At 70.9% G+C, this 15,404-nt stretch carries 15 protein-coding genes; 5 read left to right on the top strand and 10 right to left on the bottom strand.

Annotated elements, in window-relative coordinates:
* Positions 1 to 85: 85 nt before the first annotated feature.
* Positions 86 to 385: a hypothetical protein gene (locus FS532_RS01230; protein WP_144749619.1), complete on the top strand. Its 300-nt coding sequence runs from the start codon at positions 86 to 88 to the stop codon at positions 383 to 385.
* Positions 385 to 564 (top strand): hypothetical protein, encoded by a 180-nt coding sequence (locus FS532_RS01225; RefSeq protein WP_144749618.1) that lies wholly within the window; start codon positions 385 to 387, stop codon positions 562 to 564. Before FS532_RS01230 ends, FS532_RS01225 begins: the two co-directional genes overlap by 1 nt.
* Positions 565 to 574: 10 nt before the next feature.
* Here the strand turns inward: FS532_RS01225 and FS532_RS01220 are convergent, their stop codons facing one another.
* Positions 575 to 1,189, bottom strand: a complete 615-nt coding sequence (locus FS532_RS01220) for a deaminase (RefSeq protein WP_144749616.1) — start codon at positions 1,187 to 1,189, stop codon at positions 575 to 577.
* Positions 1,190 to 1,462: 273 nt separating this feature from the next.
* On the opposite strand from FS532_RS01220, the gene FS532_RS01215 reads away from it, so the two are divergent.
* On the top strand, positions 1,463 to 2,782 hold the full coding sequence (locus FS532_RS01215; protein WP_222121918.1) for an LLM class flavin-dependent oxidoreductase: 1,320 nt from the start codon (positions 1,463 to 1,465) through the stop codon (positions 2,780 to 2,782).
* On the opposite strand, the gene aroB is transcribed toward FS532_RS01215, so the two are convergent.
* The 9 genes from aroB to FS532_RS01170 form a co-directional block, all read right to left on the bottom strand.
* Positions 2,779 to 3,861: a 3-dehydroquinate synthase gene (gene aroB / locus FS532_RS01210; protein ID WP_079238918.1), complete on the bottom strand. Its 1,083-nt coding sequence runs from the start codon at positions 3,859 to 3,861 to the stop codon at positions 2,779 to 2,781. The two genes, FS532_RS01215 and aroB, sit on opposite strands and share 4 nt — an antisense overlap.
* 20 nt (positions 3,862 to 3,881) lie before the next feature.
* Positions 3,882 to 4,394: a shikimate kinase gene (locus tag FS532_RS01205; RefSeq protein WP_079238919.1), complete on the bottom strand. Its 513-nt coding sequence runs from the start codon at positions 4,392 to 4,394 to the stop codon at positions 3,882 to 3,884.
* A gap of 71 nt (positions 4,395 to 4,465) precedes the next feature.
* Positions 4,466 to 5,686: a chorismate synthase gene (gene aroC / locus FS532_RS01200; protein ID WP_079236173.1), complete on the bottom strand. Its 1,221-nt coding sequence runs from the start codon at positions 5,684 to 5,686 to the stop codon at positions 4,466 to 4,468.
* Positions 5,687 to 5,731: 45 nt separating this feature from the next.
* Entirely contained in the window at positions 5,732 to 7,228 is a 1,497-nt protein-coding gene (gene mltG, locus FS532_RS01195) for an endolytic transglycosylase MltG (protein WP_260852481.1), read from the bottom strand.
* A gap of 96 nt (positions 7,229 to 7,324) precedes the next feature.
* Positions 7,325 to 7,768 carry a Holliday junction resolvase RuvX gene (gene ruvX / locus FS532_RS01190; protein WP_186321909.1) on the bottom strand — a complete coding sequence of 148 codons (444 nt, stop codon included), beginning with the start codon at positions 7,766 to 7,768 and terminating at the stop codon, positions 7,325 to 7,327.
* 8 nt (positions 7,769 to 7,776) lie between these two features.
* Complete coding sequence (gene alaS, locus FS532_RS01185) at positions 7,777 to 10,434, bottom strand: alanine--tRNA ligase (RefSeq protein ID WP_144749614.1); 2,658 nt, start codon at positions 10,432 to 10,434, stop codon at positions 7,777 to 7,779.
* Positions 10,435 to 10,489: 55 nt separating this feature from the next.
* Positions 10,490 to 10,672 (bottom strand): hypothetical protein, encoded by a 183-nt coding sequence (locus FS532_RS01180; RefSeq protein ID WP_144749612.1) that lies wholly within the window; start codon positions 10,670 to 10,672, stop codon positions 10,490 to 10,492.
* A 129-nt stretch (positions 10,673 to 10,801) separates the two neighbouring features.
* Positions 10,802 to 11,431, bottom strand: coding sequence for a 30S ribosomal protein S4 (gene rpsD / locus FS532_RS01175; RefSeq protein ID WP_022905490.1), 630 nt, complete (start codon positions 11,429 to 11,431; stop codon positions 10,802 to 10,804).
* 224 nt (positions 11,432 to 11,655) lie between these two features.
* Positions 11,656 to 13,050 (bottom strand): replication-associated recombination protein A, encoded by a 1,395-nt coding sequence (locus tag FS532_RS01170; RefSeq protein WP_440130691.1) that lies wholly within the window; start codon positions 13,048 to 13,050, stop codon positions 11,656 to 11,658.
* 107 nt (positions 13,051 to 13,157) lie between these two features.
* On the opposite strand from FS532_RS01170, the gene FS532_RS01165 reads away from it, so the two are divergent.
* Positions 13,158 to 13,973 carry a peptidylprolyl isomerase gene (locus FS532_RS01165; RefSeq protein ID WP_144749610.1) on the top strand — a complete coding sequence of 272 codons (816 nt, stop codon included), beginning with the start codon at positions 13,158 to 13,160 and terminating at the stop codon, positions 13,971 to 13,973.
* A 113-nt stretch (positions 13,974 to 14,086) separates the two neighbouring features.
* Complete coding sequence (locus FS532_RS01160) at positions 14,087 to 15,319, top strand: DUF349 domain-containing protein (protein ID WP_186321861.1); 1,233 nt, start codon at positions 14,087 to 14,089, stop codon at positions 15,317 to 15,319.
* The last annotated feature ends 85 nt before the right edge of the window (positions 15,320 to 15,404 follow it).

Below are 15,404 nucleotides of genomic sequence, written 5' to 3'. Positions count from 1 at the left end.
CTCCACAGCCTGGAGGCGCGGCTCACCGTCCACGGATCGGCTGACGCCCGCCGTCGGTGCGCCTCCACGGCGTCAGGCTGCGGGCATGGAGACAGCACTCACCGGCGCGGTGATCGCCGCGGGCGCGGCGATCGTCGCCGCCGTCGTCAGTTGGTTCGGGGCGTTCCAGAACCGCCGCACCGCCGATCGCGACCACGCGTGGGACCGGTTCACGTGGTCCGTGTCGCAGCGAGAAGAGGACCGTGCGTACGACATTTCAGCGACTGTGCTCCGACGGCTCGAGACCGTAGCGTGGTGGTCGAAGAAGGGCCGACGGCTGGCGTCTCGGGCGCTCCGGAGACGCTCGACACCGCGGTCGACCGTACGAACCGAGGGAGACGACTGATGGCGATCTTCAGGCCGCTGCCCGACGCGCCCGGCTTGGACGATGACGACGACGAGGTCGACGCATGGGAGCTCGGAGCCACCATGGCGGAGTACCGCGAGTGGCGGCGGACCGACGTCATCACCCTCTCGATGCGGGTGAAGTGGTGGTGGCGACGCACCCGCCGCGTGCTGCGGTGAACCGGCCGGGTCAGGCACCGTCGCCGTTGTAGCGAGCGGTGGCGCCGGACTCGACGAGCTCCCGGAAGCGGTGCAACGCGTGCTCCGCCCCGACACCGTGCTCCTGGTGGACGTCGATGCCCCGGGCGCGCAGCTGCTCCTGCCAGTCGGACGGCACCGGGCCCTCGTCGAACCCGGTGATGCGCTCGACCGTGGCGCAGTCGGCCGCGAACTCCACGGCGGACACCCCCGACCACAGCAGTGCACCGAGGCACATCACGCACGGCTGCGCGTTCACCACGAGGGTGCGGCGCCGCCCGACGTCACGGCCGAGGTTCCACGCGCCGACCCGGGCGTGCGCCAGGCCGATCGTGACGACCTCGGCGTGCATCGACGACACGTTCGAGTGCAGGACCAGGTTCGTACCGATCGACAGCACGTCGCCGGACTCCTCGTCGACGACCAGCGCGGCGAAGGGTCCGCCGGTACCCTCGTCGACGTTCCGGGTGGCCAGCTCGGTCACGAGCGCGAACCGTCCGGCGCGGTCGGGCAACTGCGTCGGGGCGGCGAGCTGCGCCGCCCGGAGCCACTCGGGGACGCCGACACGGAGCTCGGTGGGGAACGGGGCGAGGACTGGTCCGGACATGGCGAGGACGCTAGCGGCGCTCGGTTTCGAGGGTGTTTCCCGGTCGAAACGCGGCGGAAACACCCCGCCCGTATCGTCGGGACGAACCGCTGGCGGACACGGAAGGGGCAGCGATGACGGCACACGACTCGCAGTACGCGCCCCGCCGCTGGCCCCGCGGTGCGATCGCGCACGGGCACTGACGAGCGACCCCGCGACCGGCGCAGACGCGTCGGCCGCACCACGTCACCGTCCACCGACGTCCCACCGATGTCCCCCTGAGAGGACACCACCGTGCAGCAGATCCACCTCGCCATGTTCCTGTTCCCCGGCTACCACCTCGGTGCCTGGCGCCTGCCCGACGCCGTCCCCGAGCTCGACCTCGGGATCGAGCACTACGTCCGCGCCGCCGAACTCGCCGAGGCCGCGAAGCTCGACGCGATCTTCTTCGAGGACCAGGCCGCCGTCCGCCGCAGCAACGACATCCTCGCCGGCGACGACTACGGCGCGGCGAACCCGCGCTCCGTCCACTTCGACCCGACGATGCTCCTGCCAGCCCTGGCGATGCGGACCTCCCGCCTCGGGCTCGCCGCGACGTCGACGACGACCTTCAACGACCCGTTCAACCTGGCCCGGCGGTTCTCGACGCTCGACCACATCAGCAACGGTCGCGCCGGCTGGAACCTCGTGACGTCGTTCAACGAGGACGAAGCGCAGAACTTCGGCCTCGACGCCCACGTCCAGCACGCGGCCCGCTACGAGCGTGCGAGCGAGTTCGTCGACGTCGTCACCGGGCTCTGGGACTCGTGGGACGCCGACGCGATCACCCGCGACAAGGAGTCCGGCACGTACTTCGACATCGCCAAGATGCGGTTCCTGCAGCACGAGGGCGAGCACTTCCGGGTGCGCGGCCCGCTCACGACCGGACGGAGCCCGCAGGGCCGGCCGGTGGTGTTCCAGGCGGGGGCCTCGGAGCCCGGCCGGTTGCTCGCGGCCCGGACTGCCGACGTCGTCTTCACGCTGCAGTCCGACCCGGGCGAGAGCCGCGCGTTCCGGGACGACATCCGTGCCCGGGCAGAGCGGTTCGGCCGCGACCCGGAACACGTCAAGGTCCTGGTGGGGATGACCCCGATCGTCGGCGAGACCGACGCACAGGCACGGGACCTCGCCGACCGGATGATGGCACTCATCCCGGACGACCTGGCCCTGAGCAACCTCAAGCCTCTCGCGGGTGGTGTCGACTTCCGGCAGTTCGACCCGGATCTCCCCGTCCCCGAGCTGCCTGAGTCGAACGCCGGCAAGTCGCACCGCGAGGCGATCATGGCGGTGTCACGGAACCAGGGACTCTCGACGATCGAGACCGCCCGGTACTTCGCCGAGGGCAGCTACCGGAAGATGATCGGGTCGCCGTCGAGCATCGCGGACACCATGCAGGAGTGGTCCGAGGCGGGTGCGTGCGACGGGTTCCTGGCCGTACCGACGCACTTCCCCACCGGCGTCGAGGACTTCACGCAGCTGGTCGTGCCGGAGCTCCAGCGCCGCGGGCTGCACCGGACGGAGTACTCCGGCCGGCACCTGCGCGAGCACCTGGGCGTGCAGCAGTTCGCTGCCTAGACCCCGACCTCCTGGTAGGCGGTGAACAGCAGGTGGTCCTCGGGGCCCTCGAGGGTGACCGGCTTGCCGACGCCGTCCAGGATGATGAACCGCAGCATGCCGGCACGGGCCTTCTTGTCACGACGCATCGTGGCGAGGAGGCCCTCCCAGCGGCCGAGGCCGTACGACGTGGGGAGCTCGAGCGACTCGAGGATCGCCCGGTGCCGGTCGACCGTCGCGTCGTCGAGGTGTCCGGTGAGGCGCGCGAGTTCGGCGGCGAACACCATCCCGACGGCCACCGCGGCACCGTGTCGCCACTGGTAGCGCTCGGCGTGCTCGATCGCGTGCCCGAGGGTGTGTCCGTAGTTGAGGATCTCGCGGCGGCCCTGCTCGGTGAAGTCGTCGGAGACCACCTGCGCCTTGAGCTCGATCGCGAGCTCGACGACCCGGCGGAACTCCGGCGTCGACGGATCGGTGACCCGGGCGACGTCCGCCTCGACGATCTCGAGGATCTCCGGCACGGCGATGAACCCGGCCTTCACGATCTCGGCGAACCCGGTGAGGATCTCGTTGCGCGGCAGGGTGCGGACGAGGTCGATGTCCGCGACGACGGCACGAGGCGGGTAGAAGGCGCCGACGAGGTTCTTGCCCTCGTTCGTGTTGATGCCGGTCTTGCCGCCGACGCTCGCGTCGACCATGCCGAGCACGCTCGTCGGGATCGCGACGTACGGGACACCGCGCAGCCACGTCGCCGCCACGAACCCGGCGAGGTCGGTGACCGCTCCGCCGCCGAGGCCGATGACCGCGTCGGTGCGGGTGAAGTCGGACTGCCCCATGATCTGCCAGCAGAACGCCGCGACCTCGACGCGCTTGGCGCCCTCGGCGTCGGGGACCTCGGCGATGAGGGCTTCGAGGCCGGCGTCGACGAGCAGCTGGCGGAGGTCGTTCGCGCGCGCACCGAGGGTCGGCGCGTGCACGATGAGGACCTTCGCCACGCGCGGGCCGAGCAGTGCCGGCACGGACCCGAGCAGACCGTTCCCGACGGCCACGACGTACCCGTCGTCCCCGCCGACGCGGATCTCGGTGGTGCCCTCCGGCAGGATCGACTGGGTGGACTCGGTCACGGTGCTCCTTCGTTCGTGGTGCTGGACGGTCCCGTGGGCCCGTCGGCGAGCCGCAGCCACGCCACGACGTCGTCGACGACGTGCGACATCGGCCGGCGCGAGGTGTCGAACACCGCGTGCGCGAGCTCGGCGTAGGTGGCCGCCCGCTCGTCCATGATGGTCTGCCAGGCGTCGATGCCGCCGTTCGCCAGCAGTGGTCGGTCACTGCCGGCGATGCGGTCGGCGACGGCCTCCGGCGAGACGGTGAGCAGGACGACAGCGGCACCGGCCATGGCCTCGCGCGTCGCCACGTGCGTGACGGCCCCGCCACCGACGGCGATCACGCCGCCGGTCGCCATCGCGGTGCGCACGGCCTGCGCCTCGAGCTCGCGGAACGCCGGCTCGCCGCGGTCGGCGAAGATGCCCGGGATGGGTCCGTGTTCGCGGACGATCACCCGGTCGGTGTCCGTGAAGGGCACACCGAGCGCCTTGGCCACGCGCTTGCCGACGCTGGACTTCCCGGCGCCCATCGGCCCGATGATGACGACCGGTGCCGCGGGACCGGCCGACGACGACTCCGCCGCCGGCTCGGGTGCGTGCGTCACCAGGCCGAGGTGTGCTCGGCGGCCTCGGTGCGCCGGGTGCGCAGCGTCTCCGGGATCGACGCGAGGTACGCGTCGAGGTTCCGCTTCGTCTCGACGACGTTGTCGCCGCCGAACTTCTCGAGCACAGCGTCAGCGAGGACGAGGGCGACCATGGCCTCGGCCACGACGCCCGCGGCGGGGACGGCGCAGACGTCCGAACGCTGGTGGTGCGCCGAGGCGTCCTCGCCCGTGGTGACGTCGACGGTGTGCAGTGCGTGCGGGACCGTGGCGATCGGCTTCATGCCGGCGCGGACGCGGAGCACGGTGCCCGTGGACATGCCGCCCTCGGTGCCACCGGCGCGGTCGGTCGTGCGGTAGATCTCGCCGTCCTCACGGAACAGCTCGTCGTGCGCCTCGGACCCGCGACGAGCGGCGGTCGCGAAGCCGTCGCCGACCTCGACGCCCTTGATCGCCTGGATGCCCATGATCGCCGCGGCGAGCCGGGCGTCGAGACGGCGGTCCCACTGCACGTGCGAGCCGAGGCCCGGGGGCACGCCGTAGAACAGGACCTCGACGACACCGCCGAGCGTGTCGCCGTCCTTCTTCGCGGCCTCGACCTCGGTCACCATGCGCGCCGAGGTCTCGGCGTCGAAGCAGCGCAGCTGGTCGTCGTCGAGCCGGTCGACGTCGTCGGGGAGCGGGAGCGCCGTGCCGTCCGGGACCCGGACGGTGCCGACCTGCAGGGTGTGCGCGACCGACCGGATGCCGAGCTCGGCGAGGAAGGACTTCGCGACGGCGCCAAGCGCCACCCGGGCCGCGGTTTCGCGAGCGGAGGCGCGCTCGAGGATCGGACGGGCCTCGTCGAAGCCGTACTTCTGCATGCCGACCAGGTCCGCGTGCCCGGGACGCGGCCGGGTCAGGGGCGCACTGCGACCACGCGAGATCTCGGTCTGCTCGACCGGCTCGGGGTTCATGACCTCGACCCACTTCGGCCACTCGGTGTTGCCGATGCGGATCGCGATCGGGCTGCCCAGGGAGTACCCGTGACGGACGCCGCCGGAGACGTGCAGTTCGTCCTGCTCGAACTTCATGCGCGAGCCACGGCCGTAGCCGAGCTTGCGACGCGCGAGATCGGTACGGATGGACTCGAACGACACCGGGACACCCGCGGGCAGGCCCTCGAGCATCGCGATCAGTTCGGGTCCGTGCGACTCACCAGCAGTCAACCAACGAAGCATGGTGTCCATCTTCCCACAGCGCCGACCCGTGCGACGCGCCCCCGACTACTGGTAGTCGGGGTGCGCGCGCAGCCAGGCCTGGAACTGCCTGACCGCCACCTGGTGCTGGGCGTAGGTGTCCGAGAAGACCGTCTCGCCCGTCTCCAGGTTGACCGTCACGAAGTACTCCCAGTTGCCCGTCGCCATCTTCGTCACCGCGGTGATCGCGATGTCGCCCGGGTTCGAGATCGGTGCCGGCGGGAGCCCCTCGTGCACGTAGGTGTTGTACTTGTTCGACGCGTCCGCACGCTCGGCGTCGGTCGTCGTGACGGTGTGCGTGTTGCCCGTGCCGTACGCCACCGTCGCGTCGGACTGCAGGAGCATCCCCTTGTCGAGACGGTTCTGGAACACCCGCGCGACCTTCGGGTAGTCGGCCGCGAGGCCGGCTTCCTTCTGCACGAGCGACGCGAAGACGATCACGTGCTCCTGGTCGGCCTCGGCGACGCCGGCCGCGGACAGGTGCTCCTTCATCGTGTCGACCATCGACTTGAAGTACTGCGTGGCCGTCCACCCGGGGTTGATCGGGTACGTGGCGGGGAACAGCCAGCCCTCGAGGGTGGTGACGTTCGCCGGCAGGCCGTAGGCGGACAGGTCCTTCGCCGCGGCGTCGACCTCGGCCGCCGTGAGCCCGGCCTTCGAGACCATGCCCGCTTCGATGTCCTTGAGGGCCGTGCCCTCGGGGATGACGATCGAGGCCTGCACGTGGTTCTTCGAGTCCTGCAGCGCTGCGAGGGCCGACTTCGAGCTCATCTCCTTCTTGAGGGAGTACGAGCCGGGCTGGAACTGCACGTCGGGCGAGGCGAGCAGCAGCTTGTAGAACACCTTCGAGTCCTTCACGACGCCGCTGCGCTGCAGCGTCTTCGCGACGTCCTCGCCGATGTCGCCCTGCTTGATCGTGATGGTCACCTTGCTGGTGCCGCTGCCCGTGTAGTCGTCGGGTTCCTTGTTGCCGCTGATCGCGGCGATGACCTGCTGCACCTTCGGCGCGGCGAACGCGTACGCCGAGACCCCGGCGCCGAGCACGACCGCGACGATCACGATGCCGGCGATGAGCGGTCCGCGGCGTCGGCGGCGACGCGGCTCACGGGGCTCGCGTGGCGCCCTGGAGGCTCCCCCGCGTCCGCCGCGACCGCCGCGTCCGTCGTCTCCCGCGCCTCCAGGGCCGTCGTCGCCCTGGACAGGTCCGCGCGTGCCCGCGTCCTGGTTCGTGCTGCCGCTCGCGGCGGCACGCTGGTCGTCGTCGACGTGCAGTTCGCCGGTGAGGAGCGCGTGCACCTCGGGGTCGACGCCCGCAGGCGTCGGAGGGACGGGTGCTGCGGGTGCCGCTCCGGCCGGAGCGGGTGCGTCGGCGTCAGCAGCGCGAGCTGCCTCCGCCGCCTCGGCCGCTCGGGCTTCCCGGCGGGACATCGGTCGTGCGGTGGCCTCATGGGCGGAAGTCGTCTTCCGCCCCTCGGCGTCGTTGCCGGGCGCGATGATCGCGTTCCAGTCCAGGTCGTCTGCCAACGGTCCTCGGTCTCTCGGTCGGGAACTCCGCCTGGGCTACGGTGCTGGGCGACGGTGTGGCAGCCGCGGTCAGGGGAACGGTGCTGTGGCGCACTGTCAGGGGAGCGTGGCCCCCGGTGGGGCACTGGACGCACGCTCGTGGTCGAGCGCGTGTTGCAGAATGATAACAGCGGCCGCTTGGTCGATCACGGCGCGCGACTTCTTCGTGTTCTTCCCGGCCTGGTGCAACCCCCGCTGCGCGGTCACCGTCGAGAGCCGCTCGTCCACGAGCCGGACGGGCCGGTGCTCGGCGAGACGCTCGGCGAACGCACGGGCGTCGGCGGTCGACGGGGTGTCCCCTCCGGACATCGACAGTGGCAGACCCACCACGATCTCGAGGACGTCGTACTCCTCGGCGATCTCGGCGATCCGGCGCACGTCGGTGGCCTCCTTCCGGGCGACGGTCTCGACGGGCGTCGCGAGGAGCCCGTCACGGTCGCACACCGCGACACCGATCCGGGCCCGCCCGACGTCGACGCCGAGCCGGCGCCCGGATCGGATCGCCACGGTCAGGCCGCGAGCCGGTCGGTCACCGCACGCAACGCGGCCGGGAGCGCCGACGCGTCGGTGCCACCGCCCTGCGCGAGGTCGGGCTTGCCGCCACCGCCACCACCGAGTACCCCGGCCGCCTCTTTCGCGAGCGGACCGGCCTGGACACCGGCCGCGCGGGCAGCGTCGTTGGTGGCCACGATGACGACGGGCTTGTCGTTGATGACCGCGCCCAGGACGACCACTGCAGCGCCGTCGCCGAGCTGGCTGCGGACGCCGGTCACGAGGGCACGGAGGTCGTCGCCGGACTGCAGGCCCTCGACGGTCTCGGCGACCACGGTGGTCGCGCCGACGGTCGTGGCCTGTCGTGCGATCGACGGCACGCGCTGCTGCAGGTTCGCCGACTCGAACTCGGCGATCCGCTTCTGCGCGGTCCGGAGGTCCTCCATCAGGGACTGCACGCGGGTCGGCAGGTCCGCGCGCGGAGCCTTCAGGGCGCTCGACAGCTGCGACACGATCGTGCGCTCGACGGCGAGGTCCCGGAAGCCCTCGAGTCCGACGAGGGCCTCGACACGGCGGTTGGTCGACCCGACGCTCGACTCCCCCACCAGGTTGACGAGACCGACCTGCGCGCTGGACGCCACGTGCGTGCCACCGCAGAGCTCGCGGGACCACGGCCCGCCGATGTCCACCATGCGGACCTCGGAGCCGTACTTCTCGCCGAACAGCGCCTGCGCCCCGAGGGACTTCGCCTCGTCGAGCGGGAGCACCCGCGTGGAGACCTCGAGGTCGGAGCGGATCGCGGTGTTCACGACCTCCTCGATCTCGGAGCGGGTCTCGGTGGAGACGGGCTGCGACCACGAGAAGTCGAGGCGCATGTAGCCCGACTTGTTGTACGAGCCGGCCTGGAGCGCCTCCGGGCCGAGGATGTCGCGCAGCGCGGCGTTCACGAGGTGCGTCGCCGAGTGGGCCTGGGTCGCACCGCGGCGGTACTCCGCGTCGACGACGGTGGTCGCCGGGGCACCGACACCGACCTCGCCGGAGCGGACCTGCACGGTGTGGCTCCAGAGGCCCGCGACCGGACGCTGGACGTCGAGGACCTCGAGGTCGAAGCCGTTGCCGACGATGGAGCCCTGGTCGGCGTCCTGGCCGCCGGACTCCGCGTACAGGGAGGTCTCACCGAGGATGACCTCGGCGATGTCGCCCGCGACCGCACGGTCGACGCTGACACCGCCCACGATGATGCCGAGGACGTTCGTCTCGGCCTCGAGCGCGTCGTAGCCGAGGAAGACCGTCTCGCCCTTGGCCCGGAACGCGCTGTACACGCTGAGGTCGGCGAGGGCCGTCTTCTTGCTCTTCGCGTCCGCCTTCGCGCGGGCACGCTGCTCGGACATGAGGGTCTCGAACGCTGACCGGTCGACCCGGACGCCGGCTTCCTCGGCCATCTCCATCGTGAGGTCGATGGGGAAGCCGAAGGTGTCGTGGAGCAGGAACGCCGTGTCGCCGCCGATCGACGGCGCACCGTCCTGCTTGGCGCGCTCGACGGCGACGTCGAGGATCGTGGTGCCCTGCGCGAGCGTGCGGAGGAAGGTCTCCTCTTCCGCGTAGGCGATCCGGGCGATCCGGTCGTAGTCCGACGCGACCTCGGGGTACGCCTCGCGCATGGCGTCACGGGACGCCGGGAACAGGCGCGGGAACGTCGCGTCCTCGACGCCGAGCAGGCGCATCGCGCGCACCGTGCGGCGGAGCAGGCGACGGAGGATGTACCCGCGGCCCTCGTTCGACGGGCTGACGCCGTCGGCGATGAGCATGAGGGACGACCGGACGTGGTCGGCGATGACGCGCATGCGGACGTCGTCCTCGTGCACGGCGCCGTACTGCCGGCCGGAGATCGCCGCGGCCTGGTCGAGGACCGGGCGGACCTGGTCGATCTCGTACATGTTGTCGACGCCCTGCTTGATGAACGCGACGCGCTCGAGGCCCATGCCGGTGTCGATGTTCTTGTTCGGGAGCTCGCCGGTGATCTCGAAGTCGTACTTCGAGCGGACGTCGGCGATCTGGTACTGCATGAACACGAGGTTCCAGATCTCGACGTAGCGGTCGTCGTCGGTGGCCGGGCCGCCGTCGATGCCGTACTCGGGGCCGCGGTCGAAGAAGATCTCCGAGCAGGGACCCGCCGGGCCGGGCTGTCCGGTCGACCAGTAGTTCGTGTCCTTGCCGAGGCGCTGGATGCGCTCCTCGGGCAGGGAGGAGTGCTGCTTCCAGAAGGCGATCGCCTCGTCGTCCTCCTCGTAGACGGTCACCCAGAGGTCGTCGGGCGAGAAGCCCAGACCACCGTCGGACTCCGGCTTCGTCAGGAACTCCCAGGCGAACTGGATCGCCTGCTCCTTGAAGTAGTCGCCGAACGAGAAGTTGCCGTTCATCTGGAAGAACGTGCCGTGCCGCGGGGTCTTGCCGACCTCTTCGATGTCGTTCGTGCGGATGCACTTCTGCACGCTCGTGGCACGCGGGTACGGCGCGGGGACGAGCCCGGTCAGGTACGGGATGAACGGCACCATGCCGGCGACCGTGAACAGGAGCGAGGGGTCGTCCGAGACGAGCGAGGCGGACGGGACGACGGTGTGGCCGCGGTCACCGAAGAACTGGAGCCAACGGCGGCGGATCTCTGCGGTCTGCATGGTGCTTCCTGGTTTCAGGTCGTGTGCGTGGGAGGAGAGGTCGGTCGGACGACGGTCAGACGTCGGTGCGGAGCTCGGCCTCACGAGAGCGGTAGCCCTCGGCGACGGCACCCCGGAAGGCCTGCGTGCGAGCGTTCACGTCGGCGAAGAACCGGGCGCCTCCGGGGGTGTTCGCGACCTTGTGCGCGACTGCGAACCCGATGACGACGCCGACGGCGACGAAGAACAGCTGCTTCACGGTGCCTCTCCCTCTGTGCACGCGAGCGGTGCGTGCCCAGACGATCTTACCGACGACACCGGGCACCGACGCCGAACGGCGGGCCGCCCTCGTGAGAGGACGACCCGCCGTTCGGGTGTGATCAGTGGATCAGCGAGCTGCGTAGTACTCGACGACGAGCTGCACTTCACAGGTCACGGGGACCTCGGCGCGCTTCGGGCGACGAGCCAGGCGGGCCTGGAGCTTGTCGATCTCGACCTCGAGGTAGCCCGGGACCTTCGGCAGGACTTCCTGGTGCCCACCGGCGGCGGCGACCTGGAACGGCTCGAGGGACTCGGAGCGCTGCTTCACGTGGATGAGCTGCCCCTCCTTCACGCGGAAGGACGGACGGTCGACGAGCTTGCCGTCGACGAGGATGTGACGGTGCACGATCAGCTGACGGGCCTGCGCGGTGGTGCGGGCGAAGCCGGCACGGAGCACGAGGGCGTCGAGGCGCTGCTCGAGGAGCTCGACCAGGTTCTCACCGGTCAGGCCCTTCGTCTTGCGGGCCTCTTCGAAGACGATGCGGAGCTGCTTCTCGCGGATGCCGTACTGGGCGCGCAGACGCTGCTTCTCACGGAGGCGGACGGCGTAGTCGCTGTCCGCACGACGGCGGGTGCGGCCGTGCTCACCGGGGCCGTAGGGGCGCTTCTCGAGGTAACGGGCCGCCTTCGGCGTCAGCGGGATGCCGAGCGCGCGCGACAGGCGGGTCTTGCTGCGGGTACGTGACTTGGTAGACACAGGGTCCTTTTCTCTGTACTGAACTGAACTGATCGTCGGCCAACGCACGCGCACGTGTGGTCGAACCCGACGAAGGGATCCAGAGGGATGAGCCTGTGGGATCGGACGGCTACAGTCCGAACCTCTGCCCCCGTACCACCGGAGTGGCACTCTGTCCTCGACGCAGCCGTGCTCGAGGACCAGGACGTAGGCCCGGTAATGGTAGCAGGAACTCGACCCGGGTACTACTCGCCGCGGGTGATCTTCCGGAGTCGCTCGAGCCGCGGGCCGACCTCGCGCTCGAAGCCGTTCGCCGTCGGGGTGTAGTACTCGGTGCCCTCGAGCGCGTCGGGGAGGTACTGCTGCTCGGCGACCCCGTGCTCGGCGTCGTGCGAGTAGACGTAGCCCTTGCCGTGCCCGAGCCGCTTCGCCCCGGGGTAGTGGGCGTCACGGAGGTGCATCGGCACGACCCCGAGCCGGCCGGCCTTGACGTCGGCGATGGCGGCGTTCACCCCGTTGTAGGCGGCGTTCGACTTCGGCGCGGTCGCCAGGTAGACGACGGCCTCGGCCAGCGGGATCCGTCCCTCAGGCATGCCGATGAGCTGGACGGCCTGCGCGGCGGCGACGGCGATCGGCAGGGCCTGCGGGTCCGCCATGCCGATGTCCTCCGACGCCGAGATGATGATCCGGCGGGCGATGAACCGCGGGTCCTCGCCCGCCTCGATCATCCGGGCCAGGTAGTGCAGCGCGGCGTCGACGTCACTCCCCCGCACGGACTTGATGAACGCGCTGATGACGTCGTAGTGCTCGTCGCCCTGCCGGTCGTAGCGCAGGAGGGCACGGTCCACGGCCGCGGCGACGGTGTCGGCGTCGATGACCGGTACGGTCTCCACACCGTCGAGGGCGTCGTCGCCGTCGTCGGCCTGGGCAGCCACGGCTGACGACGCTGCGGCCTCGAGCGCGGTGAGGGCCCGGCGCGCGTCCCCGGACGACAGCCGCACGATGGCACTGCGGGCTTCGTCCCCGAGGACGACCGATCCGCCGAGCCCGCGGGGGTCCTCCACCGCGCGGTCGACGAGCATGCCGAGGTCTTCATCGGTGAGGGGCTTGAGGGTCAGCAGGAGCGACCGGGACAACAGCGGGGAGATCACCGAGAACGAGGGGTTCTCGGTCGTCGCGGCGATGAGGATGACCCAGCCGTTCTCGACCCCTGGCAGCAGCGCGTCCTGCTGCGCCTTGCTGAAGCGGTGGATCTCGTCCAGGAACAGCACCGTGGTGGAGCCGTAGAGGTCGCGGTGCGTGAGCGCCTTTTCCATGACCTCGCGCACGTCCTTGACGCCGGCGGTCACCGCGGAGAGCTCGACGAACTCGCGGCCGGACTGCCGCGCGATCGCCTGGGCCAGGGTCGTCTTGCCGGTGCCGGGCGGCCCCCAGAGGATCACCGAGACACCGCCGGGGTTGTCGCGCGTGCCCGTCGCGAGCTGCACGAGGGGGCTGCCGCGGCCGAGCAGGTGCTGCTGGCCGGCGACCTCGTCGAGGCTGGTCGGCCGCATCCGGACCGCGAGCGGGACGGAACCCTGCGCGAGCCCGGCGCGACCGCCGGTGGTGGGCGCACGCATGCCCGAACGGTCCGCTGCCATGCACCCAATCGTAGGCCGACCCGCTGACAGGGGCGTGCCTCCAGGGCGGTGGGGGTGGGGGTTCTAGTACGCTCGTCGCACACTCGACGAGAGGTACGACCAGCACCGTGGCACCGAAGAACCAGGCGCGTGACAACCGCGAGGCACGTGAGCGCCTCCGCCTCTACAAGGCCCGCCAGGGCCTGCACGACCGGCAGCGCCGCCGTCGCCTGCGGGACAACCTCGTCGGTGCGAGCGTGCTCGTCCTCATCGCCGCACTGGCCACCGGATCGCAACTCGCGTTCGCCGGCTCGCAGGGGTCCGACGAGAAGGCCGAGGCCAGCGCCAGTGCGACGGCCACGCCGACCCCGTCGGCCAGTGCCACCGCCGCGAACACCGGCGACGTCCCGAGCAAGTCGATCGCGAAGGACTCGACCTGGACGGGGTCCCTCACGCTCAACAAGGACGTGAAGCTCGGCATCGAGCTCGACGGGAAGAAGGCGCCGCAGGCCGCGAGCGTCGAGATCAAGCTCATCCAGGAGCAGTTCTACAACGGCACCACCTGTCACCGGCTCGCCGACAGCGACGGGTTCGAGTTCCTGCAGTGCGGTTCCGCGAACGGCGACGGCACGGGCGACGCCGGGTTCCAGTACGGCCCGCTCGAGAACGTCCCGAGCGACGGGAAGTACGAGAAGGGCACCATCGCGATCGCCCGCAGCTCGTCCGCCTACTCGCAGACGACGCAGTTCTTCATCGTCTACGGCGACACCACGCTCGACGGCTCGACGGGCGGGTACACCGTCGTCGGGAAGGTCACGAGCGGCCTCGACGAGCTCGAGTCGAAGATCACGTCGAAGGGCATCTCCTCGGCCGGCAGCGACGGCACCGGCGAGCCGAAGGTGGCGACGAAGATCACCGGCGCGACGATCGAGCAGGAGAAGTAGTCCACAGGCGCGCTGTCCGGGCGGGTCGCAGAGGCCGTCCGTGCAATAGGCTGACGACCTGACCGTGCCGACGGCGACGTCGGTGATGCACTACCACGATCGAGGCGAGACCTGTGGGATCTGACGAAGCAACGACCTGGGGGCGGGTCGACGAGAACGGGACGGTGTACGTCCGGTACGAGGACACCGAGAAAGCCGTCGGTGAGTACCCGGACGCGACGCCCGACGAAGCCCTCGCCTACTTCGCGCGGAAGTACGCCGACCTCGAGGGGCAGGTGAAGATCGCCGAGCAGCGCGTCCAGCGCGGGGCGTCGGCGAACGACGTCGCCCGGACGGTCGAGCACCTCCAGACCCTCGTGGCCGAGGCCCGCGTGGTCGGCGACCTCAAGTCGCTCGAGACCCGCGTCGGGGCGCTCACCGAACAGCTCGGTTCCCTCACCAAGGAGCAGGCCGAGCAGGCGCAGCAGGCATTGGCCGACGCGCTCGCGCACCGCGCCGCACTGGTCGAGGAAGCCGAGGCGCTGGCCGCCGTCGACCCGGCCCGTGCGCAGTGGAAGCAGATCACCGCGCAGCTCGACGACGTGTTCGCCCGGTGGCAGCAGCACCAGCACGACGGGCCGCGGATCCCCAAGAACGAGGCGAACGAGCTCTGGAAGCGGTTCCGTGCCGCACGCTCGACGGTCGACCAGCACCGTCGCGCGTTCTACTCGGAGCTCGACGCCCAGCACCGCGACGCCCGCAACCGCAAGCAGGAACTCGTCCAGCAGGCCGAGGCCCTCGCGCCCCGCGGCTCGGACGCGATCCCGGCGTACCGGGAGCTCCTCGACGACTGGAAGCAGGCGGGTCGCGCCGGCAAGCGCCACGACGACGCGCTCTGGGCCCGGTTCAAGGCCGCGGGTGACGTGCTGTTCGAGCAGCGTCACGCCGAGAGCGCTGCCGAGAACGAGGAGTTCTCCGGCAACCTCGAGGCGAAGCAGGCCTTGCTGACCGAGGCCGAGCCGCTCCTGCAGGAGACCGACCGGGTCGCGGCACGCCGGACGCTCACGGGCATCCAGCGTCGCTGGGACGAGATCGGCAAGGTCCCGCGCGGCGACGTCCGCCGCATCGAGGACCGGCTGCGCGCCGTCGAGGACCACGTGCGCTCGCTCGAGGACCAGCACTGGAAGGCGTCCGACCCGGAGCGCAAGGCCCGCCAGACGGGGCTCGCGAGCCAGCTCGAGGACGCCATCGGCAAGCTCGAGTCGGAGCTCGCCGAGGCACAGGCCTCCGGCAACGCGCGCAAGATCAAGGACGCGCAGGAAGCGCTCGACGCCCGCAAGATCTGGCTCGACGCCCTCGGCAGCTGATCCACCCCGTACGACGAAGCCCCCCGGGCCCCGGGGGCGCGGGGGGGGGGTGCGGGGGGGGGGCGGGGGCGGGGGCCGGGGGGGG

This window comes from Curtobacterium pusillum (assembly GCF_007673235.1).
In the GTDB taxonomy this organism is placed as follows: Bacteria; Actinomycetota; Actinomycetes; order Actinomycetales; family Microbacteriaceae; genus Curtobacterium; species Curtobacterium pusillum_C.
The sequence above is the reverse complement of the archived record's forward strand: the minus strand, read 5'-3'. Positions and strand labels throughout refer to the sequence as shown.

Coding starts and splice junctions, on each gene's coding strand:
- FS532_RS01230 (WP_144749619.1), top strand. CDS start 86: ATGGAGACAGCACTCACCGGCGCGGTGATCGCCGCGGGCGCGGCGATC.
- FS532_RS01225 (WP_144749618.1), top strand. CDS start 385: ATGGCGATCTTCAGGCCGCTGCCCGACGCGCCCGGCTTGGACGATGAC.
- FS532_RS01220 (WP_144749616.1), bottom strand. CDS start 1,189: ATGTCCGGACCAGTCCTCGCCCCGTTCCCCACCGAGCTCCGTGTCGGC.
- FS532_RS01205 (WP_079238919.1), bottom strand. CDS start 4,394: ATGGGCGCCGGGAAGTCCAGCGTCGGCAAGCGCGTGGCCAAGGCGCTC.
- aroC (WP_079236173.1), bottom strand. CDS start 5,686: ATGCTTCGTTGGTTGACTGCTGGTGAGTCGCACGGACCCGAACTGATC.
- alaS (WP_144749614.1), bottom strand. CDS start 10,434: ATGCAGACCGCAGAGATCCGCCGCCGTTGGCTCCAGTTCTTCGGTGAC.
- FS532_RS01170 (WP_440130691.1), bottom strand. CDS start 13,050: ATGGCAGCGGACCGTTCGGGCATGCGTGCGCCCACCACCGGCGGTCGC.